Origin of the sequence: Micromonospora profundi (assembly GCF_011927785.1) — a bacterium.
Taxonomy (GTDB): Bacteria; Actinomycetota; Actinomycetes; order Mycobacteriales; family Micromonosporaceae; genus Micromonospora; species Micromonospora profundi.
In genome coordinates this window covers 2,903,800-2,929,391 of sequence record NZ_JAATJK010000001.1, presented here as the reverse complement: position 1 = coordinate 2,929,391, position 25,592 = coordinate 2,903,800, and the positions used below count along the sequence as shown (strand labels likewise).

At 68.9% G+C, this 25,592-nt stretch carries 23 protein-coding genes; 10 read left to right on the top strand and 13 right to left on the bottom strand.

Annotation, left to right across the window (positions count from 1 at the left end; all coding sequences use genetic code 11):
* Positions 1-36: 36 nt before the first annotated feature.
* Both F4558_RS12985 and F4558_RS12980 read left to right on the top strand, forming a co-directional pair.
* On the top strand, positions 37-1,434 hold the full coding sequence (locus tag F4558_RS12985; RefSeq protein ID WP_167944264.1) for a family 43 glycosylhydrolase: 1,398 nt from the start codon (positions 37-39) through the stop codon (positions 1,432-1,434).
* Positions 1,435-1,448: 14 nt separating this feature from the next.
* The gene (locus F4558_RS12980) at positions 1,449-2,825 is read left to right on the top strand and encodes an AbfB domain-containing protein (RefSeq protein WP_209273276.1); all 1,377 of its coding nucleotides are present in this window, start codon (positions 1,449-1,451) and stop codon (positions 2,823-2,825) included.
* Between the two features lie 19 nt (positions 2,826-2,844).
* Here F4558_RS12980 and F4558_RS12975 read toward each other — a convergent pair whose 3' ends face one another.
* The gene (locus tag F4558_RS12975) at positions 2,845-3,285 is read right to left on the bottom strand and encodes a MerR family transcriptional regulator (protein ID WP_167944262.1); all 441 of its coding nucleotides are present in this window, start codon (positions 3,283-3,285) and stop codon (positions 2,845-2,847) included.
* Between the two features lie 57 nt (positions 3,286-3,342).
* Between F4558_RS12975 and F4558_RS12970 the strand changes: the two genes are divergently transcribed.
* Positions 3,343-4,266 carry an oxidoreductase gene (locus tag F4558_RS12970; RefSeq protein WP_167944260.1) on the top strand — a complete coding sequence of 308 codons (924 nt, stop codon included), beginning with the start codon at positions 3,343-3,345 and terminating at the stop codon, positions 4,264-4,266.
* Between the two features lie 69 nt (positions 4,267-4,335).
* On the opposite strand, the gene F4558_RS12965 is transcribed toward F4558_RS12970, so the two are convergent.
* From F4558_RS12965 to F4558_RS12950, 4 genes are all read right to left on the bottom strand, one after another.
* Complete coding sequence (locus F4558_RS12965) at positions 4,336-5,214, bottom strand: fructosamine kinase family protein (RefSeq protein ID WP_167944258.1); 879 nt, start codon at positions 5,212-5,214, stop codon at positions 4,336-4,338.
* Positions 5,215-5,489: 275 nt separating this feature from the next.
* Positions 5,490-6,668: a DUF4241 domain-containing protein gene (locus tag F4558_RS12960; protein WP_167944257.1), complete on the bottom strand. Its 1,179-nt coding sequence runs from the start codon at positions 6,666-6,668 to the stop codon at positions 5,490-5,492.
* Between the two features lie 74 nt (positions 6,669-6,742).
* Positions 6,743-8,203, bottom strand: coding sequence for an alkaline phosphatase PhoX (locus tag F4558_RS12955; RefSeq protein ID WP_209273275.1), 1,461 nt, complete (start codon positions 8,201-8,203; stop codon positions 6,743-6,745).
* 100 nt (positions 8,204-8,303) lie between these two features.
* On the bottom strand, positions 8,304-9,062 hold the full coding sequence (locus F4558_RS12950; RefSeq protein WP_167944253.1) for an IclR family transcriptional regulator: 759 nt from the start codon (positions 9,060-9,062) through the stop codon (positions 8,304-8,306).
* Positions 9,063-9,191: 129 nt separating this feature from the next.
* On the opposite strand from F4558_RS12950, the gene F4558_RS12945 reads away from it, so the two are divergent.
* The 4 genes from F4558_RS12945 to F4558_RS12930 all read left to right on the top strand — a co-directional run bounded on the left by F4558_RS12945 (position 9,192) and on the right by F4558_RS12930 (position 13,911).
* The gene (locus F4558_RS12945; RefSeq protein WP_167942851.1) at positions 9,192-9,398 is read left to right on the top strand and encodes a hypothetical protein; all 207 of its coding nucleotides are present in this window, start codon (positions 9,192-9,194) and stop codon (positions 9,396-9,398) included.
* Positions 9,395-10,606: a fumarylacetoacetate hydrolase family protein gene (locus tag F4558_RS12940; RefSeq protein WP_209273274.1), complete on the top strand. Its 1,212-nt coding sequence runs from the start codon at positions 9,395-9,397 to the stop codon at positions 10,604-10,606. The genes F4558_RS12945 and F4558_RS12940 overlap by 4 nt, the downstream gene beginning before the upstream one ends.
* Positions 10,603-12,120, top strand: a complete 1,518-nt coding sequence (locus F4558_RS12935) for an aldehyde dehydrogenase family protein (protein WP_167944251.1) — start codon at positions 10,603-10,605, stop codon at positions 12,118-12,120. Before F4558_RS12940 ends, F4558_RS12935 begins: the two co-directional genes overlap by 4 nt.
* 63 nt (positions 12,121-12,183) lie before the next feature.
* Positions 12,184-13,911, top strand: a complete 1,728-nt coding sequence (locus tag F4558_RS12930) for an IlvD/Edd family dehydratase (RefSeq protein WP_167944249.1) — start codon at positions 12,184-12,186, stop codon at positions 13,909-13,911.
* Between the two features lie 104 nt (positions 13,912-14,015).
* Here the strand turns inward: F4558_RS12930 and F4558_RS12925 are convergent, their stop codons facing one another.
* The 3 genes from F4558_RS12925 to F4558_RS12915 form a co-directional block, all read right to left on the bottom strand.
* Positions 14,016-15,266 carry a cellulose binding domain-containing protein gene (locus tag F4558_RS12925; protein WP_167944247.1) on the bottom strand — a complete coding sequence of 417 codons (1,251 nt, stop codon included), beginning with the start codon at positions 15,264-15,266 and terminating at the stop codon, positions 14,016-14,018.
* Positions 15,267-15,478: 212 nt separating this feature from the next.
* Complete coding sequence (locus tag F4558_RS12920; RefSeq protein ID WP_053652941.1) at positions 15,479-16,087, bottom strand: class I SAM-dependent DNA methyltransferase; 609 nt, start codon at positions 16,085-16,087, stop codon at positions 15,479-15,481.
* 39 nt (positions 16,088-16,126) lie between these two features.
* Positions 16,127-16,420 (bottom strand): helix-turn-helix domain-containing protein, encoded by a 294-nt coding sequence (locus F4558_RS12915; protein ID WP_053652940.1) that lies wholly within the window; start codon positions 16,418-16,420, stop codon positions 16,127-16,129.
* Between the two features lie 78 nt (positions 16,421-16,498).
* Between F4558_RS12915 and map the strand changes: the two genes are divergently transcribed.
* The gene (map, locus tag F4558_RS12910) at positions 16,499-17,317 is read left to right on the top strand and encodes a type I methionyl aminopeptidase (RefSeq protein WP_167944245.1); all 819 of its coding nucleotides are present in this window, start codon (positions 16,499-16,501) and stop codon (positions 17,315-17,317) included.
* Positions 17,318-17,344: 27 nt separating this feature from the next.
* On the opposite strand, the gene F4558_RS12905 is transcribed toward map, so the two are convergent.
* Positions 17,345-17,920 carry a carboxymuconolactone decarboxylase family protein gene (locus F4558_RS12905; protein WP_167947428.1) on the bottom strand — a complete coding sequence of 192 codons (576 nt, stop codon included), beginning with the start codon at positions 17,918-17,920 and terminating at the stop codon, positions 17,345-17,347.
* A gap of 262 nt (positions 17,921-18,182) precedes the next feature.
* On the opposite strand from F4558_RS12905, the gene F4558_RS12900 reads away from it, so the two are divergent.
* Complete coding sequence (locus F4558_RS12900; protein ID WP_082377261.1) at positions 18,183-18,773, top strand: hypothetical protein; 591 nt, start codon at positions 18,183-18,185, stop codon at positions 18,771-18,773.
* 58 nt (positions 18,774-18,831) lie between these two features.
* On the top strand, positions 18,832-19,365 hold the full coding sequence (locus F4558_RS12895) for a copper resistance CopC family protein (RefSeq protein ID WP_209273273.1): 534 nt from the start codon (positions 18,832-18,834) through the stop codon (positions 19,363-19,365).
* A gap of 21 nt (positions 19,366-19,386) precedes the next feature.
* Here F4558_RS12895 and F4558_RS12890 read toward each other — a convergent pair whose 3' ends face one another.
* The 4 genes from F4558_RS12890 to F4558_RS12875 form a co-directional block, all read right to left on the bottom strand.
* Positions 19,387-20,436 (bottom strand): zinc-dependent alcohol dehydrogenase family protein, encoded by a 1,050-nt coding sequence (locus F4558_RS12890; protein ID WP_167944241.1) that lies wholly within the window; start codon positions 20,434-20,436, stop codon positions 19,387-19,389.
* A 144-nt stretch (positions 20,437-20,580) separates the two neighbouring features.
* Positions 20,581-20,826, bottom strand: a complete 246-nt coding sequence (locus F4558_RS12885) for a hypothetical protein (protein WP_053652936.1) — start codon at positions 20,824-20,826, stop codon at positions 20,581-20,583.
* An 11-nt stretch (positions 20,827-20,837) separates the two neighbouring features.
* Positions 20,838-22,772 carry a hypothetical protein gene (locus F4558_RS12880; protein WP_157552281.1) on the bottom strand — a complete coding sequence of 645 codons (1,935 nt, stop codon included), beginning with the start codon at positions 22,770-22,772 and terminating at the stop codon, positions 20,838-20,840.
* A gap of 444 nt (positions 22,773-23,216) precedes the next feature.
* Positions 23,217-25,571 (bottom strand): AbfB domain-containing protein, encoded by a 2,355-nt coding sequence (locus tag F4558_RS12875; RefSeq protein ID WP_167944239.1) that lies wholly within the window; start codon positions 25,569-25,571, stop codon positions 23,217-23,219.
* Between the last annotated feature and the right edge of the window lie 21 nt (positions 25,572-25,592).

Sequence of the window (25,592 nt, the reverse complement as noted above, 5' to 3'; positions counted from 1 at the left end):
GCCCCGGCCGGCGGCCCTCCGGAGGAAGGGGACCCCATGCCCTCGTTCCGTAACGGCCGGAGGCAGGTGGCCCGACTGACGGCGCTCGTCGTCGGCGCAACCCTGATCATCGTCGGCGTGACACAACAGGCTTTCGCGGCAGATCTCCCCACCGGCGCCCGGTCCCTGCAGTCGGTGAACGTGCCCGGCCAGTATCTGCGGCACGCCGACTACCTCGGCAGCATCGCCGCAGTGACATCAGGCAGTTCCACCCAGGCCCGCAGCGACGCGACAGTCACCGTGACCCCGGGTCTGGCAGGTGGCACCGGATGCGTCTCGTTCCAGGCGGCGAACGGCATGTGGCTGCGCCACCGCGACTACCGCATCCGGTTGGAGACCAACTCCGGCACGGCGACGTTCCTGGCTGATGCCACCTTCTGCGTACGGGAGGGCTCCGCCAGTGGTTCCGTGCGCCTCGAAGCGTTCAACTACCCGGGTCGGTTCATCCGCCACCGCGACTACCAGCTGTGGCTCGACCCGTCGACGACAAACCCGACCACGTTCGCCGAGGACAGCTCCTTCCGGGTCGTCACCCCGTGGATCGCCGGCCGCCGTAGCCCCGTCATCAAGGGCCTCTACGCCGACCCGAACATCGCCTTTCTCAACGGCCGCTACTACATCTACCCGACCACCGACGGGTACGAGGGCTGGAGCGGCAGCCGGTTCAAGGCGTTCTCGTCCACCGACCTGGTGAACTGGACCGACCACGGAACCATCCTCGACCTCGGGCCGCACGTCAGCTGGGCGGACGACCGCGCCTGGGCGCCGACGATCGCCTACCGCAACGATCGCTACTACTTCTACTTCAGCGCCGCCGCCAACATCGGCGTGGCAACCTCGACCAGCCCGACGGGCCCGTTCACCGACCCGCTCGGCCGACCGCTGGTCCCCGCCGGTCTCCGCAGCGGCCAGATGATCGACCCGCACGCCTTCACCGACACCGACGGTCAGTCCTACCTCTACTGGGGCAACGGCTCGGCCTACGCGGTCCGCCTGAACCCGGACATGACGTCCTTCGACCCGGCGCAGATCCGCACCTTCGGCCTGCCCAACTTCCGCGAGGCGCCGTTCGTCTTCAAGCGCGGCAGCACGTACTACCTGACGTACTCCGTCGACGACACCCGCTCGGAGAACTACCACGTCGAGTACGCCACAGGCACCACACCGTTCGGCCCCTGGACCCATCGCGGCACGATTCTCGCCAAGAACCTGAGCCTCGGCATCAGAGGCCCCGCGCACCAGTCGATCGTCAAGGCGCCGGACAGCGACACCTGGTACATCGCGTACCACCGCTTCGCCATTCCGGCGGGTAACGGCACCAACCGCGAGGTCACCATCGACCAGATGTGGTTCAACGCCGACGGCACCATCCGACCTGTCGCGCCCACCCTCTAGGAGACGACGCCCTCATGAGACTGACAGCCCGCTGGCGCGTCATCGCGTCCCTGATCGTGTCCTCCGCCGTGGTGGCCACGGCCCTGGTCGCCATGCCCGCACAGGCGGCGAACCCGATCGTGACCCGGTTCGCCGGCGACCCGTCGATGCTCGTCGCCAACAACCGCGTGTACATCTACGCCACCGACGACCAGGGCAACAGCGGCACCTACTGGGACTCCAACGCCTGGCGGGTCTACTCGTCGAGCAACCTCGTCGATTGGACCGACCACGGCGCGCCCTTCTCGGTGAGCGGATTCTCCTGGGCGACGCAGTACGCCTGGGCGCCGTCGGCCGTGCAGCGCAACGGTTACTACTACCTCTACCTGCCAGTCGACCGGACGAAGATCGGCGTGGCCCGCAGCACGTCGCCCACTGGCGGCTTCAGCGACCCCCGCGGCAGCTCGCTGGTGGAGCGTGGACGCGACGCCAACACCGGCGAGGAACCGATCGACCCGGCCGCCTTCGTCGACGACAACGGGCAGGCGTACCTGTATTTCGGTGGCGCCCGCGCGCCGAAGGTGGTCCGGCTCAACGCCGACATGATCTCGACCTCCGGCGGCGTCCAGAACCTCACGATCACCGGCACGGGCAGCAGCACCGCCTTCGGTGAGGCCGGATTCGTGCACAAGCGCAACGGTGTCTACTACTTCTCGTACTCGACCGGCTGGCCCGGCCAGATCGCGTACGCCACCGCGAGCAACCCCCTCGGCCCGTTCACCTACCGCGGGATCCTGCTGGACTACACGAACAACAGCACCAACCACCACTCGATAGCTGAGTACAACGGCCGCTGGTACATCGCGTATCACCGCAACGGGCTGCCGGGCAGCAACGACTTCCGGCGGTCCCTGGCGATGGACTACCTGAACTACAACAGCGACGGCACCATCGCGCGCGTCACCCAGACCAGCGTCGGCGTCGGTACGCCCACACTGCCGGTGAACCGCCTCCAGTCGTACAACTTCGCCGACCGTTACGTACGGCACGCCAGCTACGACGCCCGGATCGACGCGAACGTGAGCCCGGCGGCCGACGGCCAGTGGCGGATCGTGCCGGGCCTTGCCAACGCTTCAAGCGGCTATGTCTCGTTCGAGTCGGTGAACTTCCCGGGCTACTACCTCCGGCACTTCGACTACGACTTCTCACTGGCCCGCAACGAGGGCACCGCGCAGTTCGCCGCCGATGCCACATTCCGTCGGGTGGCCGGGCTGACCGACTCCGGGGCGGTGTCGTTCCAGTCGTACAACTTCCCGGACCGCTACATCCGGCACTGGGAGTACCTGTTGCGGTTAGACCAGATCACCAACGCGACCGGCCGCGCGGACGCCACCTTCCGCGTCACCAGCTGACGTCGGAGACCCCCGGGCGTCAGCCGACCTGGCGCCCGGGCCTTTCCGGCGCGGGCGGGGGTTCCTGTTGCCAGGGATCTCCGGTCGCGCCGGCCGCGAGGTGCCGCTCGTAGCTGGCCACCTTGGTGTCGACGAGGTCGAGGCAGTCGTGCAGCCGTGCGAGTTGCTCGGTGACGTGGCGCCTGTGGTCGCGCAGCAGTTCGAGCCGTTCGGCCTCGTTGCCGCTGCCCTCACGGACGAGCTGGGCCAGGCGGCTGATCGTGGTGAGGGGCATCCCGGTGGCCCGGAACTTCACGCAGTTCATAAGCCACTCGACGTCCCAGGCACTGTAGACACGCCGGCCGGCCCGGTCGCGTCGCACCTCGCCGGCCAGCAGACCCGCCCGCTCGTAGAGCCGCAGCGTGTGCACACTCAACCCGGTGCGCCGCGCCACCTGCCCGATGCTCAGGTCGTCCGTCACGCCGTCGACGGTAGTGGGTTGACCTAGACCTCGGTCTAGCACCTAGCGTCCCGGTCCATGACCAGCGACACGACCCACACCACGTTCGGTGCCCACAGCACGGCCGCGGACGTCCTCGCCGGGATCGACCTCACCGGCAGGACGGCTCTCGTCACGGGCGGCTACTCCGGCCTCGGCCTCGCCACGACCCGCGCGCTCGGTGCGGCAGGGGCCCGGGTGGTCGTCCCCGCCCGCCGGCCCGACGACGCGCGGCGCACGCTCACCGGTGTGGCCGGGGTCGAGGTCGACCACCTCGACCTGGGTGACCTCGCCTCCGTCCGGGCGTTCGCCGAGCGGTTCCTGCGAGACCATCAGGTGCTCGACATCCTGATCGCGGGCGCCGGGGTCATGGCCTGCCCGGAGACACGGGTCGGGCCGGGATGGGAAGCGCAGTTCGCGATCAACCACCTCGGCCACTATGCCCTCACGAACCTGCTGTGGCCCGCGCTCACGGCCGCCGGCACGGCCCGCGTCGTATCGGTCGCCTCCGGACGCAACCCGGCGTGGCACATCCGCTGGGACGACGTGCACTTCGAGCGCGGCTACGACAAGTGGGAGGCGTACACCCAGTCGAAGCTCGCGAACATCCTGTTCGCCCGCCACCTCGACCTGCTCGGCGAGCCGCACGGCGTCCGCGCCTTCTCGGTCAACCCCGGCTGGATCCTCACGCCCCTGCAACGGCACCTTGCCGTCGAGGAGATGGTCGCCGCCGGCTGGATCGACGCCGACGGCACTCCGGCGCCGGGCCTGTTCAAGACCGCCGAGCAGGGCGCGGCCACACAGGTCTGGGCCGCCACGTCACCCGATCTCGACGCGAACGGCGGCGACTACTGCGCGGACTGTCGCACCGTCGACGGCGAGTCCACCGACAGCAGCGCGGCGGCCCGCCTCTGGACGCTCTCGGCCCACCTGACCGGCCTGGACCTCGTCCACCGAGCCTGACCCGGCCGCCCGCTCGCATCCGCGCCACCGCGCGTCCATGCCTCGAGGGCGGCGCTGACAGTCCTGCGCTCAGGTTTGCGTACGGAACGGTGCGAGGGTCGCGCGGATCTGGTCGGCCGCGCCCCAGTCATCGTCGAACTGGGCCAGCACGGCGAGATGCTGCCGCAGTTGGACGATCGGCATACGGGCCCGCCAGTCGCTGTCGAGCGAGGTCAGTTCCGCGTACACGTCGAAGAAACGTTGCGCCTCGGGCGGGGGAGCGGTGGACCACACGTGGGCGAGGTCGACCTCGGCCCACATGTAGGACACGGCGGGGTCGATCAGCGCGGGCTGCCCGTCCGGCGTGGCCAGGATGTTCTGTGCCCACAGGTCACCGTGGGTCAGGCAGGCCGGCCGGTCGGGAAGCAGGTCGGGCAGCCGGTCGCAGAGCCGTTCCAGCGCCGCCCGGTAGCCGGGGTCGAGTGCCGCGTCGACGCGCGGCTGCCCGAGCCAGCGCAGCAACCGGTGCTGCGCGAAGAAGGCGAAGCCGTTGTCGTCCCAGGTGTTGATCTGGCGGCGGCGGCCCAGCCAGTTGTCGTGGTCCCAGCCGAAGCGCGGATGGATCGTGCTCAGGTGCATTCGGGCGAGCACGTGCGCGAGCTGCTCCCAGAAGTGCTCGCTGGGCGGCCTCGGCCGCAGCACGGACAGCACCAGCAGGTCCCGGTCGGCCAGGATCACCTCGGGTGTCGCCACGCCGCCGCGCTCGCGCAGGGCGGCCAACCCGTGCGCCTCCGTGACGAAGACGCCCTCGGCTGGTGCGTCGGCGAACGCCTTGACGAACACCGCAGGCGCGTCCCGGCGGGTGGCGATGCCGGCGAGCGCCGCGAGCCCACCCGTCACCGGCTCGACCGCCACGACGTCGCGCATCCCGGCCCGGTGCAGGCGTTCCAGCAGGATCTTCGAATCCATCGGGCCGCACTCTCCTTGGGGCCGGGGCGTTTGCCGGCCGATCCTAGGGGACGGTTGCGATCGCAGCGGCCTGGATCGATTTGTGTAGCGCGGGGCCGATCGGTCCGCTGAGCTTGGTGAGTTACTGGATGCGCTGCCAATCCGGACACTGAGCGCCGGCACCGTCCTGCGTGGGCTACTTGGGCAAGGTGCGCTGCGTTCGCCGTAGCATCGTCAGGCATCAGGGCTCGCGGCCAGAACCGGCTGACGTTTGTCGGCTCGCGAGCCCTCTCAGCTCAGTCGTCGTCCTCGTCGCTGTCGGTGGGGGACAGCAGCATGTCCGCGACAAAGCAGGTCACGCTCTCGGCAGCGTCATAGCCGATCCAGGTGGGGTAGGCACCGTCGCCCCAGCCGCTGGACCACACGACCATCGCTCCGGAGTCAATCGTGCGATGCCGGGGATCGATCAGGCCGTCGAGGGTCAGCCAGACGTCCTTCATACGCTCGCGGGCGTCCGCATCGACGAAGCAGGCCATTCCAGCGTCCACGCCGAACCCGAAGAACTCCCGATAGCCCAGATCGATCGGCTCCTGGCCATCGCGTAAGGCCAGTTCCCACCGCACGGTGGGCCGGTCGTTGACGTCAAGGCGGGCAGCGCACACCCGGCTGTGGCGCGGGTCGTCGAGGAAGGTGGCAAGGCTGATCGAGACCGGGTACGCGCCCGCTGGCACGCTGACGGTGAACGGCTCGGCGTCGAACTCCAGCGACGAGGGGTCGGCCGCCACCAGGCGGCCGGAGGTCAGGCGAAGCTCCCCGGCCTGATGAACCGACAGGTGAAGCCGCTTGTCGTGGATGTCGACGATGGCGCCGGAGACGAACAGCTCCGCAATGCCGTCGGGCCGCAGGGGACGGGGCGGTCGCCACGGCGCGCGGGTCTCCACGCGCACCGGCAGCTCGTGCTGGACGGCGTCGACAATCTCGGCGGATGCCTCCCCGGCGAGGCGCAACAGCTCGTTCCATTGGCCAAAAGCCGGGATGGGTAGCCGTGGTGGTCGCTGCTCCGACGTGGACTCCTGCCGGGCACCCCGGTCTCCGCGCGGCTCCACGATGTCGGTACGCATTCCGGAGTTGCTGTACGTCGTGGTCGTCCTGGCCGCAACGTGCGGATACTCGTACTTGCCCGCGTCGGCTGGGCCATCCCAGGTCCGGGCTTCGCGCAGGAACAGGTCGCCCTCGTCGGTGCCGCGCAGCAGGTGCCGAGACAGTTGCCTGTCAGCGGGGTCGAATCGAGTGATTCGGCAATACCCATCGCTCCAGGACAGGTCCATCACCGCACACAGCTGACCGTTGAGCAACAGCAGGACGGTGTACGGTTCGCCCACCGCGTCGCGTGCTTTCGCAGTGACCGACGTCAACGGGTTGACCACGCCGGCGTCCCACCCGTCGCAGTAGACAGCCTCAAGCCTCGCTGGCACGGCGGTGACCCTACCTGTCGCCTCGACCCGCGTCGTGGGGGCCAGGCCGATCGCCTGACCCCCACTGATGGGCGTCAGCCCAGGTACTTCTCCCACGGGCCGGTGATGGCGAGGGTGAGGCCGGGGTCCTGCATGTTGACGAAGAGCACCTTGCCGTCGGCGGTGAACGTCGGCCCGCAGAACTCGGAGTCGTTGAGCTGGTTGCGGGCGATCGCGTACGTCGGGCCGCCCGGAGTCGCGCTGAGCACGTGGGAGGCACCCGAGCCGTCCTCGGCGAGCACGAGGCTTCCCCACGGGGTGACTGTCACGTTGTCGGGGCCGTCGAAGGTGAGGTCGGTGTACTTGGCAGGCGTCCCCTCCTCCGAGGAGGTCTGGTGCGGGAAGTACGTCACCAGCTGGATGGTCTGGTCCCGGTAGTTGTAGAACCAGACCATGCCGTCGTGGGGAGCCGCGTCCGCAGGCAGGTCGCCCTCGTCCCAGGCGTAGGAGTTGACCACGTACACGCCCTCGTCGGTGCCCCACACGCCCTCGAACTTGCGGCCGCGGGTGACCTGGGCATCGGTGAACTGCTCGCGCACGGGCTTGTTCCGCGCGTCGCGGTCGGGCACCTCGATCCACCGTACGGGGAAGGGGCGGCCCAGCTGTGCGGAGGTCAGGTAGGCGACGTCCGGGAGCACCGAGCCGTCCTCCATGATGATCTGCATCGCGGCGAGGACACCGGCGTCCGGTGCGAGGCGGGTGAGCACGCCGGGCCCCAGCTTCACGCCGCGCGGCGCCGTCCAGCGGTAGAAGAGGCCGTTGGGCTCGTCGGCGTCCTCGGAGAGGTAGACCCTGGTGCGGTCCCTGTCGACCGCCAGGGCCTCGTGGGAGTAGCGGCCCAGGCATTTGATCGGCCTCGGGTCGGCGCTGCCGTCGGCCCACACTTCGAAGACGTAGCCGTGGTCCTTCTGGAAGACGCCGGACCGGCCGTCCTCACTCCACTTGTCCCCGGCCCGGTCTTCGGTCTCTTCGCAGGTGAGCCAGGTCCCCCAGGGGGTGGGGCCGCCAGCACAGTTGGCGACGGTGCCGGAGAGGGCGACGAACTCGCCCAGGTTGCGGCCGGCACGGTCCGTCTTGATCACGGTGCAACCACCGGCGTCGACGGCGCCCGGGTCGTACACAGTGCCCTTGACGTGCGGTACGCCGAACTCGGCGCCGGGGTCCATCTCGTGGTTCTGGATCAGGTGGTACCGGCCGTGACCGGCGTCGTAGACGGCCATGCCGTCGTGGTCGGCCGGGGTCAGGCCCTGGCCGTGGTCGAGCCGGGTGACCCCGGTGCGGGTGACCACCGTGTAGCTGAAGCCCTTGGGCAGGGCCAGGACGCCCTTGGGGTCGTCCACGAGCGGCGGGAACGGCACGCGGCCGGCCTTGACCGGCGGGTGAACCCGGGTCGGGCTGGCCTGCGCCAGCGACGGCAGTCCGCCGGCGACGGCGAGGCCCACGCCTGCGGCGGCACCGCCCGCGAGGAAGGTACGACGAGAGGAAGGCACGTGCATCAGCTCCTGGTCCGGTCATGTGCGACGGCTGACAGCCAACTCGCGCGGACCGACGACGACACGTCGCCGATGCGATCAACCGGTGACATCGGAGTGACGATCAGGAAGACGGAGGTGTGTAGCCGAGTTCACGCGAGATCTGGTTCGCGGTCTCCAACAGGAGGGGCAGGGCGCTCTTGAGCTGGTCGAGGCTCGCGATGACCTCGATGGCCGTCATCGAGGCGGCGGCGGTGACCTGCCCGCGCGAATCCCGGACCGGTGCGGCCACGCACATCACGTAGGCGTCGTGTTCGCCGTTGTCAGTGGCCCAGCCGCGTTCGCGGATGCCTGTGAGTTCGGCTTCGAGGGAGTCGTGGTCGGTGAGGGTGGTGTCGGTGAACCGCTCGAAGACGACGTGGGAGAGGAGGCGGTCGCGTTCCTCCGGTGGCAGGTAGGCCAGGATCGTCTTGCCGACGGCGCTCGCGTAGATCGACACGGCGCGCCCCACCCGGGACGGCAGCTTCACGGCGTCGAACGCCTGGCTGTCGACCTTGTCGATGTAGATGATCTCGTCGCCGGTCAGCTGTCCCAGGTGCACGGTGTGGCCGGTCTCGCGTTGCAACGCACGGAGGTGGGCCGCGGCGAACTGTCGTAGGTCCATCGAGCCGAGCGCGATCTCGGACAGCTCGATCACCCCGCTGCCGAGCACGTAGGTGCCCGCGCCGGTCCGGCGTACGAAGCGGGCCGCCTCCAGTGTCTGGAGGATCCGCAGAGCCGTGGACTTGTGGACGCCGAGCACGTCCGCTGCCTCGGTGAGCGACAGCGGTTGCTCCGCCGACCGGCGGATGAGGTCGATGGCGCGGCGAATTGATTGCGACAAGTTCCGGCTCCTCCCGCGACGGCCACACTCGCCGTCCTCGTTGCGTCATGTGCAATGTAATCCACGCGCTGCGCAATCACGGGTTGACACCGTTGCACATGGCGCTACGATCGTTGCAGATTGATCCCGGTGACTCCGACGCGCAACAGTGGAGAAACGGCGACACTGCCGCTCGGCACGACACCGTCCACCTTCCGATACCTGGAGATCATGGCGACGGATGTGCCCTGGCAACCCGAGATCACCAATGAACGGCTGGTCCTGACCGGCGCTGGCGACGTGCTCGTCCGCCCTCGGGTCGAGCGGCCCACCTGCGACCTGGAGACCGGCTCATGACGGTCCCGAAACCCCGAGGGCTGCCCGCTGAGGCGGACTGGTTCGGTTCCCCCACCGAGGCGCTGCCGGACGATGCCGACAACAGTGTCCTCGTCGGCCGGATCTGGGACCCGTCCGTCGACGGTCCGTCGACGGTGACAGTGCGCGGCGGCGAGGTCATCGACATCAGTCACCTGTTCCCGACCATCAGGGACGTCTGTGAGCTGCCGGACCCTGCCGCAACGGTGGCCGGGCTCGACGGGCCACGGGTTGGCGACTTCGGGGAGATCCTCGCCAATACCGGTGCCGCGTCCCCGGACCGTACCCGGCCCTGGTTGCTCGCCCCTGTCGACCTCCAGGCGCTCAAGGCCGCGGGTGTGACCTTCCCGGTCTCGCTCATCGAACGCGTCATCGAGGAGCGGGCACGGGGAGACGTGGCGGTGGCGGCGGACATCCGGCACCGCATGTCCGCCGACATCGGCACCGACCTGTCCAGCCTGGCACCGGGCTCGCCCGAGGCGGACCGGCTCAAGACCCTGCTTGTCGGCGAGGGCATCTGGAGCCAGTACCTGGAGGTGGGCATCGGGCCCGATGCCGAGATCTTCACCAAGGGGCAGATCCTCTCCGCCGTCGGCACCGCCGTCGCGGTCGGTGTGCTCGCCGCGTCGACCTGGAACAACCCGGAGCCCGAGGTCACGCTGATCGTCCAGTCCAGCGGCCGGGTCGTCGGCGCCACCCTCGGCAACGACGTGAACCTGCGCGACGTCGAGGGCCGCTCGGCGCTCCTGCTGCCCCTGGCGAAGGACAACAACGCGTCGTGCGCCCTCGGCCCCCTGATCCGCCTCTTCGACGAGCGGTTCGGCATGGACCACGTGCGTGAACTCGAGGTGGGTCTTGAGGTCTGCGGGGTCGACGGCTTCCGACTGGAGGCGGTCTCGGAGATGACGCGGATGTCGCGCGACCCGGAGGCGTTGGTACGCCAGCTGATCGGCCCGCACCACCGCTATCCCGACGGCGCCGCCCTGATGCTCGGCACCATGTTCGCGCCCATCCAGGACCGGGATCGCCCCGGCGAGGGCTTCACCCACAAGGTCGACGACATCGTACGGATCAGCTGCCCGTCGCTCGGCACCCTTGTCAATCGCGTGCGGCACGCGGAGGAGTGCGAGCCCTGGGAGTTCGGCGTCCGGGATCTCATGACCAACCTGGGAAAGAGAGGACTGCTGTGAACGTGGTCAGCACCGTCGATCCGCGCGACGGCCGACAGCGCGACACGGATCTCACCGAGACCGACGAGTCCCGGCTGGAGGCGATCGCCGACCAGGCGTACCGGGCGACGCAGTGGCTGTCCGACCTGGGACGGCTCGGCAGAGCGGGAATGCTTGACGCGATCGCCGCATCCCTGGAGTCCCACCGGGCGGCACTGATCGCCGCCGCCGAGGCGGAGACCGGGCTGAGCCACGCCCGACTCGACCAGGAACTCACCAGGGCGGCGTTGCAGTTCCGCCTGTTCGGCGACGTGCTGCGCGACGGAGCGTACGTCGAGGCGGCCATCGACCACGCTGCCGAGACGCCACTCGGGCCCGGCCCGGACCTGCGGCGCATGCTCGTACCGCTGGGGCCGGTCGCCGTCTTCGGGGCCAGCAACTTCCCGTTCGCGTTCTCGGTCGCCGGGGGCGACACCGCCGCCGCGCTCGCCGCGGGGTGTCCCACAGTCCTGAAGGCACACCCGTCGCACCCGCTCACATCGCACGCCTCCGCCGAGGCGATCGCGTCGGCGATCCGCGAGCTGGGCGGCCCCGACGGGGTGACCGGCACCGTCTACGGGGAGCAGGCAGGCCGTTTGCTGGTGCGCCATCCCGCGATGCGCGCTGTGGCACTGACCGGCTCTGTCGGTGCCGCCCGCGCCATCCAGGCGGCCATCGACGAACGCCCCGATCCCATTCCCTTGTACGCCGAGCTGAGCAGTGTGAACCCGATCGTCGTCCTGCCCGGCGCATCCGCGGACCGGGGGGACCAGATCGCCGAGGGCCTGTACGCCTCGTTCACCGGCTCGGGCGGTCAGCTGTGCACGAAACCCGGTCTGGCGTTCGTCCCGTCGGACCCGGGTGGCGCGCACCTTGTGGACGCGCTGCGGGACAGGGTCGCGGCCTCCGGCGGTGCGGTAGTGCTCAACGAGCGCATCCGGGACGCGTACGAGAACGGGGCGCGGGCGTTCGAGCGGGCCGGCGCGCACGTCTCGGCGCGGCCGACCGTCGATCCCGGTGCGGGCTTCACTGTCGCGCCGACGCTCCTGGAGGTCGACCTGCCCGGCCTGACGGCCGAGATCGCCGACGAATGTTTCGGTCCGCTCCTGGTCGTGGTCCGGTACGACGACGTCGCCGACCTAGACGCCGTGCTGGCGACCGTCGCGCCGTCGTTGACCGGCTCCATCCACCACGGGCCGGGCGACGACGCCGCTGTCGTACGCCGGATGGTCGACGTGCTCGCGGCCCGCTCCGGCCGCATCGTCTTCGACGGCTATCCCACAGGCGTGCGGGTGTCGTGGGCCCAGCACCACGGTGGGCTGTGGCCCTCGACGAATTCCGTGCACACCTCGGTGGGCGCCACCTCGATTCGGCGGTTCCTTCGTCCCCTCGCCTGGCAGAACGCCCCGGAATGGATCCTCCCCGAGGAGTTGCGGGACGGGTACACCGCGATCGCCCGGCGCGTCGACGGGAGGTTGGAGCCAGCGGCGACGTAGCCGCCGTACGGCTCCCACAGTCTGAGCCCGCTTCTGTTTCTCTCAACCCGGAGGGGTGCACCGATGTCGACCACAGATCGGCCGCTGCGCAGCGCGCAATGGTTCGGCGCCGAAGGCCGTAACGGGTTCGTCCACCGATCGTGGATGCGCAATCAGGGGTTCGCCGACGACGTCTTCGACGGTCGCCCGGTGATCGGCATCGCCACCACCTGGTCGGAGCTGACACCGTGCAACGCCCACCTGCGCGACCTGGCCGAATCGGTGAAGCGGGGCATCTGGGAGAGCGGCGGCCTGCCGCTGGAGTTTCCCGCGATGAGCCTGGGCGAGCCCCTCATGCGACCCACGACGATGCTCTACCGCAATCTGCTGGCCATGGAGTTGGAGGAGTTGGTCCGCGCCAACCCGCTCGACGGGGTGGTCCTGCTCTCCGGCTGCGACAAGACCACCCCCGGCCTGCTGATGGGTGCGGCGAGCGTCGACCTGCCGACCCTCATGCTGACCGGCGGGCCGATGCTCAACGGCAAGTTCCGCGGTCAGGACATCGGCTCGGGCACCGTCGTCTGGCAGTTCACCGAGGAGGTGCGGGCCGGCCGGATGACTGTTGCCGACTGCGCGGAGGCCGAGGTCGGCATGTCCCGCAGCCGGGGCCACTGCATGACGATGGGTACGGCCTCGACGATGGCCTGTGTGACCGAGGCGCTGGGCGTGCAGATGCCGGGGGCCGCCGCCGTACCGGCTGTCGATTCCCGCAGGTACGCGCTCGCGCACGCTGCCGGCCGCCGGATCGTCGCCATGGTCTCCGAGGACCAGCGGCTGTCCAGTGTGCTCACTCGGCAGGCGTTCGAGAACGCCATCCGGGTCAACGCGGCGATCGGCGGCTCCACGAACGCCGTCGTGCACCTGCTGGCGATCGCCGGGCGTCTCGGCGTCGCGCTGTCGCTGGAGGACTTCGACACACTCACGGCCGACGTGCCCATGATCGTCAACCTCATGCCGTCCGGGACGTACCTCATGGAGGATTTCGCCTATGCCGGCGGCGTGCCGGCGGTGATGGCGGAGATCGCCCCGCTGCTGCATCTCGACCACGTCACCGTCAGCGGACGGAGCGTGGCCGACAACATCGGCGGCGCCCGGTGCTGGAACCGGAACGTCATCGGCACCCTCGCGGAGCCGTTCCAGCCCGCCGGCTCGGGCACCGTGGTGCTGCGCGGGTCGCTCGCGCCGTCCGGGGCGGTGCTGAAGGTCTCCGCCGCCTCCGCGCACCTGCTCACGCACACCGGGCCGGCGCTCGTCTTCGACCGGATCGAGGAGTACGTCGTCGCCGCCGACGATCTGGACCTCGACGTCACGCCGGACACCGTGATCGTGGTCCGTAACGCCGGCCCACGCGGCTATCCCGGCTTTCCGGAGGTGGGAAACGTGCCGATGCCGCGACGGCTGCTCGCCGACGGCATCACGGACATGGTGCGGATCTCCGATGCCCGCATGAGCGGCACCGGGTACGGCACCTGCATCCTGCACGTGGCCCCGGAGGCGTCGGTGGGTGGCCCGCTGGCGCTGGTGCGTACCGGGGACCTGGTTCACGTCGACGCCTCCGCGCGGCGTCTGGATCTGCTTGTCGACGACGTGGAACTCGCCCGACGCCGGGCCGCGTGGCAGCCGCCACCGCTGACTGCCGACCGGGGCTGGACGCGGCTCTACAGCGAGCACGTCCTGCAAGCCGACAGGGGAGCTGACCTTGACTTCCTCGTCGGCGGCAGCGGCAGCGCCGTGCCCCGGCACTCGCACTGAGCCAGCCCGTCGACCCGCTGTGCGTGCGGGCCGGCGGCGAAAACACCTTCGGCGGGCCGGTGATCGGGCACCGGCCCGCCGAAGGGCTCACACATCTGTGGAATTCAGCTTCCGGTGCAGGTGGCGGTTGCGCCGCTGCCGTTTCCGGTGCCCTGGAACCCGAACGTGGCAGTCTGACCGGCGGCCAGCCGTCCGTTGTAGCTCTGGTTCGTGACGGTGACGGTGCCGCTGGTTCCGCTGGCGACGCCGTTCCACAGCGAGCTCACCGACGCGCCGCTCGGCAGGTTGAGGGTGACGCGCCAACCGCTGAGTGCGGCGGTTCCGGCGGTGACGGTGACGTTGGCGACGAATCCGCCGTTCCACTGGTCAGCGACGGCGTAGACAGCGGTGCAGGCGGGGCTGCCGGTCGGAGGCGGCGTGGTCGGAGGCGGTGTGGTGGGCGGGGGTGTGGTCGGTGGAGGCGTGGTGGGCGGGGGTGTGGTCGGCGGCGGTGTGGTGGGCGGCGGGTTGTCGCCGAGCGTCAGGTTCTTCTGCTGGACGGTCCACTGGGTACCGCACAGACCGCAGTTGGCGCCGACGAAGTTGGTGCCGGCGGTGGTGTCGCCCTTGAGGCGCCACTTGAGGTAGAGCACCGCCACGCGGCCGAACTCGCCGCCGTTGGTCTGGTCGTAGGTGCCGCCGTGCCCGACGTTCAGGTTGCCCATGAAGGCGGGCAGCCCGGCCGGGAGCTTGCCCCAGTCGTCAATGGCGTTGGGGTAGGCGATGTCGCTGGGGCCGCCGACGAAGTAGGCGATCGGCTTGGTCAGTCTCCGGAGCTGGTAGTCGTCGGCGTCGTTCAACAGGCCGCTGCTGAAGATGCCGGTCGTGGTGACCCGAGGGTCGCCGGAGACGGCGTACGCCTCCAGACCTCCGCAGGAGAAGCCCGCGACGGCGACTTTGGACGTGTCCAACCTGTTGAAGTACTTGCTGCCCTGCCGGGAGTTCTCCGCGACGGCCCAGTCGATGGACTGGGTGAGCATCTGGGAGTTGGTCGAGCCGGATCCGTTCGGAGCGCCGTTGGCGATGGCGAGGAAGCCGTGGGAGGCGATCTCCCGGAGGAAGTTGCCCTGGGAGAGGCCATTGGCCGAGCAGGCGCCGTTGCCCCACACGAGGATGGGGAGACGCTCGGACGGGAGTGTCTGCGGGCGGAAGATGGTGTGGTTGGCCAGGGTGGTCGACGTCTCGTAGTCGGCGGGGTAGGGCCCCGAGCCGCCGACGGCGGCATTGGCCGGTGTCGCGCCGAACGCCATGAACATCGAGGCGACCGGGACGATGAGTGCCGCCAGCCCCGCGCCGATCTTCGATCTCTTTCTCAATGGAACTCCTCCAGGGACGTGCTCCCTGCGCTGGCGGCGGCGATCGTGCGGGCACGCCTCGACCAGGGCGGTCGGCGCGGGCGCGGGCCGGGTGGATGTGGGCGGCGTCCACCATCCGGCTGCGATCCCCGCGGCGATCCGGCGGGAGCTGTGGGCAGTTGTTAACCCCAGTGTAACGAAAAGTGTCAATGTCTTCCCGGCTGGCCGCCTCGTCAGACGGCGACGGCAGCGATGGCGCCGTGCGGCCGGTGGCGGTCGTCGCCGGGCCGCCGCAGACGCTCGACCTCCGTGAAGCCGGCTCGCGCCAGTCGCGTGGAGACCTCGTCGAAAGGCCAGCGGTACGCCGTGACGACCTTGTGGTCGAAGGCGGCGACCTCCTCGGTGCCGCCGTCGAAGAGGCCGAGCACAAGCGTTCCGGAGGGCGAGATTGCTCGCCGGAACTCGGCGAGCACTCCGTCGAGGTCCGGCGGCGGCAGGTGGATCAACGAGTACCAGGCCAGGATGCCGGCCAGGCTGTGGTCGGCGGCGTCGAGGCTGTGCAGTGACCCCACGTGGTACCGACCGTCCGGATGGGTGGACCGCGCGTGGGCGATGAACTCGGGGACCAGGTCGACACCCGTCGCGTCGACGCCCAGCGAGCGGAGATGGTCGGTGAGGTGGCCGGGACCGCAGCCCAGGTCGAGCACCGGGCCGGGTCGGCCGGCCAGATGCCGCCCGATGAAGGCGAGGTCGTCGGGATCGACCTGCTCGCGGGTGCCGAACAGCCCGATGTACGCCTCGGCGGCTGACGCGTACGCCTGCCGGACCCGATCCAGGTTCACCGGACGACTATAGGAGACCGGCCCGACGTCGACCGGCTCCTAGCGGAGCACCTCGGCGGCCGGCAGCCAGGGCGACTGGCCGACGGGCATGTCGGCAAGCCAGGTGTCGGCCAGGTCGGCCAGCGGGACGTCGAGGGCCCGGCTGAGGCACACGACGGTGCCGAACGCCGGTGCGGGAAGCCGGCCCGCCTCGATCTTGCGCAGGGTCTCCGGGGAGATGCCGGCTGCCAGGGCCACCTCGACGAGGCTGCGGCTGCCCCGCGCGGCGCGGAGGGCGACTCCGAGGCGCTGACCCGCTGCGATCTGCTCGGCGGTGAGGGGTTGGCGAACCATGCCAGAAGGATAGCCCTCGGGGGAGTAGGCCGTCCGGCGTGGTATAAAAATACCGCAACCGGGAGAGGGAGATATGGCGTGATCGAACTCAAGTCCGCCGAGGAAATCCGCCAGATGGCGGTAGCCGGCCAGTTCGTCGGCGAGCTGCTCGCCGAGCTGAGCGGTGTCGCCGCCGTCGGCGTCAACCTGATGGACCTCGAACACCACGCCCGCCGCCGGATCGCCGAGCGCGGCGCCGAATCCTGCTACTGGGACTACGCACCCTCCTTCGGCCGCGGCCCGTTCCGCAACGTCTTGTGCCTGTCGGTGAACGACGCTGTGCTGCACGGCCTGCCGCACGACTACGTCCTGCGCGACGGCGACCTGCTCAGCATCGACATGGCGGTCGGCATCGACGGCTGGGTCGCCGACTCCGCGCTGTCGGTCATCGTGGGCACCCCCGACCCGGCCGACGAGAAGCTGATCGAGGCCACCGAGGTCGCACTGGAGGCCGGCATCGCCGCCGCCCAGCCCGGCGGTCGGCTCGGCGACATCTCCGCCGCGATCGGCGACGTCGCCCGCTCCTACGGCTACGGCGTCAACGCCGAGTTCGGCGGCCACGGCATCGGCCGGACCATGCACGAGGCCCCGCACGTGTCCAACGACGGCCGCGCCCGCCGTGGCCTGAAGCTCGCCCCAGGCCTCACCGTCGCCATCGAGCCCTGGTTCTGCCGCTCGACCGACAAGATCAAATTTGATGAGGACGGCTGGACGATCCGCTCCGCCGACGGCTCCCGTACCGCCCACTCGGAGCACACGGTGGCCATCACGACCACCGGCCCTCAGGTTTTGACTCGCCGCCCCACGCCCGACGCCACCTCGGGTGGCCCCACCGAACGGTCCGCCAGCGCGTCCTGACCCGCCGCCCGGACCCGGGCTCGACGCTCAGCTGACCGGGGCGGGCGGCGCCGCGGGAAGCGCCGACCCGTAGCCGACCTCGATGATCCGACGGGTGGTCTCGGCGTAGGCGTCCTGACCGACGGGTGCGAAGGTGCCGAGCCCGTCGACGTAGCGGTTGAACATGCAGAACGCCGCAGCGATCAGCACGGTGTCGTGGATCTCCAGGTCGGTGGCGCCCTCGGCGCGGGCGTCGGCGACCAGCTCGGAGGTGACGTTACGGCCGCTGATCTGAACCGCGCCGGCGATGCGCAGCAGCGCCCGCAGCTTCGCCGAGATCGGGGCGGTGTCGAGGTCCGCGCGCACCTTGTCGACGAGGTCCATGCCCTCGTCGAGCTGCGCCGCGGCGAACGCCGAGTGCGACGAGCAGCAGAACGTGCACTCGTTGCGCCCGGAGACGTACGCGGCGATCAGCTCCCGCTCGCCAGCGGGGAGCGAGTGCGGAGCGCGCAGCAGCACCTCGGCCAGCTCGTTGAGCGGCTTCGCCGTCTCCGGCCGGTACATCATCGGGCCGGTGATGCCGGGAAACTGCTTCTCGTCGACGCCGAGATCGATGTGCGCCATCGTCGTCATGCCCTTCCGCCGTCGTGACAGCCCCGACCACCTGGGCGGGGCGGCGTGACCGCCGCGCGACAATGCTCCCATCCGGCCGTCCGGGGAGCTTCTTTCATCGTGCTCTCTGTGACGCCACAGCAGCAGACTGTCACACGCCCGAGGCGGTTCGTGACGGCCCGGTAGCGCCAAGTGCGCAACCACGAAGAACAATCACTCTCCGTCAATGTCTAACGTGCTCCTTGAGATGACCAGCCACCTAGATGGAGTGCACATGAGCGTGGCCAAGGAAAGCACCGCACGTCCCGGACTTATCGGCGCGATCAACACAGCGCACCATCGCACGGTCCTCTGGTTGTACATGGCCGTCGTGCTCGCCCACTGGGCCGAGCACCTGGTGCAGGCGTACCAGATCTGGGCGCTGGGATGGGCCCGCCCGCAGGCGCGTGGCGTCCTGGGCATGCCCTACCCATGGCTGGTCAGCTCCGAGTGGCTGCACTACGGCTACGCGATCGTCATGCTGATCGGCTTGTTCCTCCTGCGCCCCGGGTTCGTGGGTCGGGCGAAGACATGGTGGACGGTCGCCCTGGCGATCCAGTTCTGGCATCACATCGAGCACCTGCTGCTGCTGTTGCAGGTCCAGATGGGCTTCCTGCTGCCCGGTGCGGCCGGCCCTAGCAGCCTCGTCCAGCTCGTCGTGCCCCGCGTCGAGCTGCACCTGTTCTACAACTCGGTCGTCTTCATCCCGATGCTCGTCGCGATGTACCTGCACCTGCGGCCGAATGATCATGAGTTGCAGCAGATGCAGTGCACCTGCGTACCCAGGGGCCAACGCCGGCTGACGCTCGCGTCGTCCGTCGGCTGAGCGGGCCGTCTTGTCCGCCGCGCGCCGTACCTTGGCGATCGCTACCGCTCTGGCCTCCGTGGGGATCGCCGCCGTCGTCTGGCTCTCCGTCCGCCAGTCGGACGCCGAACCGGCCCGGGTGCTGGCGGTGACCCCGGCCAGCGGCTCGGCCCTGGCGACCACACCGGACGCGGTCACAATGCGGCTCTCGACAAGTGCCGACCCGGTGCTGTCGCACATCACGGTGCGCGACAGCACCGGGAGCACCGTCAACGACGGACAGATCAGGGCGGCCGGGGAGAGCGGGCTACGTCAACCGGTCCGCGTCACACTGGCCGGCGACTACAGCGTCGCCTACCACATCACCTTCACCAACGGGCATGACGACAGCGGTGTGCTGCGGTTCAGCGTGGGCACCGGCACCGCACCTCTCGACACCGGCGAAATTCCCGAGGCCATTCTGGACAGTGAGGGGCATGCCCATGGCATCGACCCGTTCGGGGCCACCCTGCTGGTCGTCGACGGCATCGTGCTCGTGGTCGTCCTCGCCCTGCTGATGCGGCCCGGGCGTCGCCGTCCCGCCGTCCCGTCCGAGTCGATCGACCACGGTTAGACACCGGGCCCTGCGCGGTGCTCACCACGGGCGGATGAGACACATCCCGCCCGTGGTGGGCCTGTCCATCGTGGACAGCGCGTCCGGCACCTCGTCGAGGCCGATGGTGCGGGTGATCAGGTCAGCCGGGCGCAGCACACCGGCGGTGACGAGCCGCAGGAGCTCCGGGTAGGCGTGCGCGGCCATGCCGTGGCTGCCGAGCACCTCCAACTCGTACGCGATCACGAGTTCCATGGGCAGCGTGGGGCGGCCCTGGGCGGGGGGCAGAAGCCCGACCTGGATGTGACGCCCTCGACGCCGCAGGCTCTCGACCGACGCGGTGCACGTGGCGTGGCTGCCGAGGGCGTCGAGGGACAGGTGTGCTCCACCGCCGGTCACGTCCCGAACGGCGGCGGCCACCGCCGAGGGTCCGTCGAGGGCGCTGCCGTCCAGGCAGACGGTGGCCCCGAAGCGGCGGGCCAGGTCGAGTGCGCCGGGGGAGACGTCGATCGCCACCACCTGAGCACCGCAGGCCACGGCGATCATCACCGCGGACAGCCCCACGCCGCCGCACCCGTGCACCGCCACCCACTCGCCGGCCGCCACCCGCCCCTGGTGCACCACCGCGCGGAACGCCGTGGCGAACCGACAGCCGAGCGCCGCGGCGGCCGGGTAATCCAGCCCGTCGGGAAGGGGGATGAGGTTGACGTCGGCGTCGTGCACCGCCACGTACTCGGCGAATGACCCCCAGTGGGTGAAACCGGGCTGCGTCTGCCGTTCGCAGACCTGCTGCTGCCCGGCGAGGCAGGCCGGGCACCGCCCACACGCGCAGACGAAGGGCGCGGTGACCCGGTCGCCGGACCGCCAGCCGCGTACGCCCGCGCCGACCGCCGTGACCACACCGGCGAACTCGTGACCGGGTACGTGCGGCGGGCGGATGTCGGGATCGTGTCCCTGCCAACCGTGCCAGTCGCTGCGGCACAGCCCGGTCGCCTCGACCCGGATGACAGCGCCTCCGGGCGGCGGCACCGGGTCCGGGACGTCGCGGACCTCGGGGCGGGCACCGAACTCGTCGAAGATCACGGCACGCATGGCCGGTATCCTCACACGCCTGCTCATCGCCCGTCATGTCGATCGCGGACGCTCGGGCCTTAACCTCCGCTGCCGTCGGCGCCCCTTATGGCTGGCCCACTCGATGCAATGAGCGGCGTTCGGATCCGACTCTCTGTCTCGGCCCTACTTGTCAACGTCTTTCCTGCGCTGGTCTGCCAGGAGAGGATAGGGGATAGCATTCCGGCTGAGCTGCGCGGCGTCCTCCTCGCGGATCTTGTCCACTAACGCGTATACGATGGCGTTCAGCGCTATGTGTTCGGCTCTCGTGGTCACCACCGTCATACCGGCAATGTCACTGTCAGGCACCTCGGCACGTCGGACGACCAAGCGGCCGTCGCCCCACTCTTCAACTGCTGGATCGTCGCTCATTCGAACGCCTCCTACTGGGTCGGGCTACCGTTCTCGATCTCAAGGTCCGACTCTTTGCTCACCGCAGCGCGCTCAAGCATGTCGACGTAGTAGCGAGTCGCGTTCTGTCGCTGTCGCGCTAGAAATATCGCAAGGGTGAGCGATATGAGTGACAGGGAGAGCCAAACAGCGTCGGTGTGCACGACGTGGTCGCCGAAGGCAAGTGCCAGAGACACTTCCGAAGGAAGCTCTTTTGCGGAGTCGAGGACGTACATGAGTACGCCGGACAGGGAGAGCACCACGACCGACTGTAGCCCGAAGTAGGCTGTCAGCGAGGTGCGACCGACCCTTTCGTAGTCGAGCCCGCGACCGAGCGCGCCAGCGACGAACGCTGGGAGCGCCAGGACGAGCGCAGGCAGTCCCAGCGCCGACGCTGCACCGTCCATGCCAGCGCGCGTCAGAGTGAAGAACAGGATGATGACGGCCGTCAGGACCGCAAGCATGGCGGCGTTGCCAAGGACCCCCGGGGGCACCTCACGCAGATAGATTATCGATTTGAAGTTCCAGCGATCCAGTTCTTCTGGTGCGCTTGCTCGGAGATCGATTCTGCCGCCTTGCCTCCTGACGTAGAGGTGTGCGACCGAGCGTCCTTTTTCGTGGTGAAGCCTGACGTACTGCTGTCGATCGTTGAGTTTGAAGTTGCTCTGGCGTAGGGCGCGCCGGCTCTTGAGAGCCTCAAGGTGGTGGCTGAACACGTAGCATCCCGCAGGCGCGACCAGTTCGAAGTGATAACTGTCGGCCTGAAGGGCTCTGGTCATCGGAACATCCAAGGTGTACGGCGCCAGCCCCAATCTCGCTCTCAACTTCTCGTAGGAGCTGACGTGTATCCGCTCGGGAGAATACAGCGAGCTGTATCTTACGACGAGGTTCGTGGTCTCAGGTGCGGGAACTTCGACGATCACCACATAGCTTCGCGAAAGCGCTTTGCAGATGCCGACGATCTTGTCGCGCCATGCTGCCGAAATGTCGCCGCTCAAACTGCTGATGCGTGCGATTGAAGCGTCTACCTCGTCGACGCCACTTCTGGCCGTGTCGGCGGAGGTCCGTAACCTCCGTGGGCCCGCCGGCCTGCAAATTGCGACGATGGCCCTAGCCATTATTTCGTGATCGGACGGGCTCAGAATGGGCGGCCTCTTGCCGCCGGAAGTCTCCTGGTGGGCCAGAAGAAACAGGGACTGAATCGCCAGTGAGGTGAGCCCACGTGCCTCCCACTGGGAGAGAGCCGGAATCGTCTCGCCCTTGGAGCTGGCAGCGCTCACCAAGTCGAACAGCAGCCCTTTGCGTGCGGTGATCAACGGAATGAGGACTCGTGGGGCACGGATGCTCGACGGAACGGATTCTTGGTTTGACGTAGTCGATCGGGCATCTGGGTCCCGGGGGTCCACCTCTTGGCTACCAGGCGCGTTCGCGACACTGGCATCCTCAGTAGGGCCGGGGGTTACCGACGCCCCCCGCCCCTGCGGGCGAGGAATGTCGATGCGATACTGCAACGAGGTGTTGACCCGCCACATCCGTCCGGCCGGCTCTACTTCGTCATGCACGCGTGACAGTGATCGTGGTGGGTTAAGCAGTAGGTTTATGAAGCATGCGATGGCGTAGGAATCGTAATTGCGTGCGACGTATTTGGTGGCCTCTTCTATTTCTTCGCGGGTTGCCGGCTCGGCAACCGGCGGGCCGAGGGCCACTTCCGTCAGCTTGGGAGTCTCGCGAATCCGGATGACGAATGTCAGTGCCGCGAGGGCCAAGATGGCGAAAATGATGTGGACTGCCGTGTTTGCCCACGCCATGTCAACCAGGGCCACGTAGGTGAAGAGGAAGAGTAGTGCCGTCGCGACGAGGCTGCCCGCCCGCTTGCGCCCCAGTCCGAAAGAGTCCGGCTGGCGGACTGCTGGAAGCCTGATTCGCACGGAATCTCCTTCTAGCGTCGAAGGACCGCAAGCCTCGTGCACTCGCTGCCCTCTATGGCGTCTGGCGGATGTGCCGGCCTGTCAACCGCCGCAAGAGCCCTCCGAGCATACTTTCAAGTCTTAGCCGGATGTCAATGACTGTATGTGTTTTGCGCAGGTGCGTTCGGTGCCTCGTCGGCTCGGCTTCGCTTCAAGGTAGGGCTTTGGCAAGCTCAGGGATATGAATGCCGTGGCCACCTTGCAGATGTCTGCAATACGACACCGGCGTTGCTTGTGTTCTGCCGTGAAAGTGCGCTTCAGCGATGGCGTAGAGGGCGCAGACCGACCTCTTCCAGCTTGATTGACTTCTTGGATTGTCCTGAACGTTGGCGATCCGATGCACGGCCGCTGGCCAGCGATCCCGCCGGGGCCGGCCGCTGTGGCCGGCCCCGGCGGACACGCCGGTCAGGGTGCCCAGGGTGCGGCGATGTTCCAGGTGCTGTCGGCCGCCCACAGCGTTGGCGTGTTGTATGCGTCGCCCCCGGCACCGTTGCTGAGCCAGACCTCCGAGTTGTAGTGCCGCAGGTACTTGCCGCGGAAGTTGTACGACTCCAGCGAAACACCGCTGCCAGTCAGGCCCACCCGGGCGCACCAGGTGGCGTCCTGGCGCAGAAGGGCGGTCCCGTCGTTGGGGGAGTTGCGGACCCGGGATTCCTGGTGCCGCAGGAACTGACCGGGGAAGTTGACCGACTCGAACGAGTAGCAGGTGGCGTCGGCAAGGCCGGCCCGGATCGTGTACGTGGCGTCGTTCTTGAGCAGCGCCGAGCTGCCCGCCTCGACGACCTCGGTGAACGCCAGGCCGTTCTGGTGGCGCAGATAGCGGTTGGTGTAGCCGGGTGTGGTCACCTGCAACGATCGCCGGGCGTCGACAGGCAGCGCGACGGGCGCCGAGCTGCCGATCGACTTGGAGGCGTTGATGAGGGCGGTGTTTGCGGCGCGGACCCGGGCCTGATCCATCTTGACGACCTGCCGGTCGTAGGTGAGGAAGCCGTTCAGCTCGCCCTCCTGGTCGGTGATCTCGGTGTAGACGGTCGCACTGAGCCCTTTACCGATCATCAGGTTCTGGGTGCCCTGCACCAGCCCCACGTAGCGGTCGGTGAGCGCCGCCGACGTGGGTTGCCACTCGTACGCGAAGAACTGGCCGTTGGGGCTGTACTCGTGGCCCGGCGTGTGCAGGCCCAGGCCGCCGAACTCGCCGAGCACGGCGATGCGGCTACCCGACGGCGAGGGGGAGTCCGGCCCCAGGTAGACGTGCCAGTCGTCGATGTCGCCGTTGCCGGGGTTGCCCAGCGACTGGCAGCAGTTGTAGCCGCTGTGGGTGTTCACCAGTCGGGTCGGGTCCTGGTTCTTGATGTTCTGCCCGACCCGGCGGGTGTCGGCCAGGTTCCGCTCACCCCAACCCTCGTTGTACGCCGTGTAGGCGACGACCGCCGGGGAGCTGCGATGCTCGTCGACGATCTCCCGTGCCTCGGTCTCGAACTGCGCCTGCTGGGCGTCGGTGGCGTCGACGTTCTGCGCTGTCATCGACGGGATGTCCTGCCAGACGAGCAGGCCGAGGCGGTCGGCGTGGTAGAACCAGCGCTGTGGCTCGACCTTGATGTGTTTGCGCACCATGTTGAAGCCGAGGTCCTTGTGCTTCTGCAGGTCGAACGCGAGCGCGGCGTCGGTGGGTGCGGTGTACAGCCCGTCCGGCCAGAAGCCCTGGTCGAGGGTGCCGACCTGGAACACGAACTGACCGTTGAGCTTGGGGCGCAGCACCCCGTTCACAAGGCCCGTGGTGATCTCGCGCATGCCGAAGTAGTGCGTGGTGCGGTCGACCGTCGCGCCGCTGGCGTTGCGTAGCGTGACCCGCAGGTTGTAGAGGAACGGGTCGTCGGGGGACCAGCGTCGCGCGTTGGGCACCGGCACGCTGAACTCGCTGAATCCGCCGGTGGCCGAGCCGACCACAGTGGTGCCGTTCAGCGCCTCGGCGAGCACGCTGTGACCGCTGACGTCGCCTCGGGTGAACACCCGTACGCGCAATGTGTTGTTCGTGAGGTTCGGATAGACGTCGACGCTGCTGATCGACGCGGCGGGCACCGGCTCCATCCACACCGTCTGCCAGATGCCGGAGCTGGGTGTGTAGAAGATGCCGCTTGGTGTCTTGGTCTGCTTGCCGATCGCCGGGAGGCTGCCGTTCTGCCGGGTGTCGGTGGGGTCCCACACCTTGACGACGATCTCGTTCGAGCCGGCACGCAGCTGCGGTGTCACGTCGAAGCTGAAAGCGTCGTAGCCACCGGTGTGCGCCCCGACGCGTACGCCGTTGACCCAGACGGTGCTCTGCCAGTCGACCGCCCCGAAGTGCAGCAGTGTCCGCCGTCCCGCCCAGTTCGGCGGGACGGTGACCGTACGCCTGTAGAACAGGTAGTTGCGGTTGTCGTTGGCGGCCCGTTGGATCCCGGACAGGGCGCTCTCCACCGGGAAGGGGACGTTGACCCGCTCGGGCAGGGTGGTGCCGAACTGTGGGGCGTCGTCGGTGGCGGACTGGCGGAGCTGCCACTCGCCGTTGAGGTTGAGCCAGTCGGGCCGGGTCATCTGCGGTCGCGGATATTCCGGCAGCGGTGTGCCGACCAGCGCCTGACTGGTCCACGGGGTGGTGAGCGGGGGCGTCTTGGCCGGGGCGGCCTGCGCCGGTCCGGTGGGCGCGGCGAGTACGCCGGCGATCAGGGTGAGGACGAGCAGCAGGGGCAGGGCGGGGCGGATGTGGACTCGACGTGTCATGCCGTCTCCGGGGGACGAGTC

Bases quoted from the DNA above. Each gene is read 5' to 3' on its own strand.
- F4558_RS12985 (WP_167944264.1), top strand. From the start codon at position 37: ATGCCCTCGTTCCGTAACGGCCGGAGGCAGGTGGCCCGACTGACGGCG.
- F4558_RS12980 (WP_209273276.1), top strand. From the start codon at position 1,449: ATGAGACTGACAGCCCGCTGGCGCGTCATCGCGTCCCTGATCGTGTCC.
- F4558_RS12970 (WP_167944260.1), top strand. From the start codon at position 3,343: ATGACCAGCGACACGACCCACACCACGTTCGGTGCCCACAGCACGGCC.
- F4558_RS12965 (WP_167944258.1), bottom strand. From the start codon at position 5,214: ATGGATTCGAAGATCCTGCTGGAACGCCTGCACCGGGCCGGGATGCGC.
- F4558_RS12955 (WP_209273275.1), bottom strand. From the start codon at position 8,203: ATGCACGTGCCTTCCTCTCGTCGTACCTTCCTCGCGGGCGGTGCCGCC.
- F4558_RS12940 (WP_209273274.1), top strand. From the start codon at position 9,395: ATGACGGTCCCGAAACCCCGAGGGCTGCCCGCTGAGGCGGACTGGTTC.
- F4558_RS12930 (WP_167944249.1), top strand. From the start codon at position 12,184: ATGTCGACCACAGATCGGCCGCTGCGCAGCGCGCAATGGTTCGGCGCC.
- F4558_RS12915 (WP_053652940.1), bottom strand. From the start codon at position 16,420: ATGGTTCGCCAACCCCTCACCGCCGAGCAGATCGCAGCGGGTCAGCGC.
- F4558_RS12905 (WP_167947428.1), bottom strand. From the start codon at position 17,920: ATGGCGCACATCGATCTCGGCGTCGACGAGAAGCAGTTTCCCGGCATC.
- F4558_RS12900 (WP_082377261.1), top strand. From the start codon at position 18,183: ATGAGCGTGGCCAAGGAAAGCACCGCACGTCCCGGACTTATCGGCGCG.
- F4558_RS12890 (WP_167944241.1), bottom strand. From the start codon at position 20,436: ATGCGTGCCGTGATCTTCGACGAGTTCGGTGCCCGCCCCGAGGTCCGC.
- F4558_RS12885 (WP_053652936.1), bottom strand. From the start codon at position 20,826: ATGAGCGACGATCCAGCAGTTGAAGAGTGGGGCGACGGCCGCTTGGTC.
- F4558_RS12875 (WP_167944239.1), bottom strand. From the start codon at position 25,571: ATGACACGTCGAGTCCACATCCGCCCCGCCCTGCCCCTGCTGCTCGTC.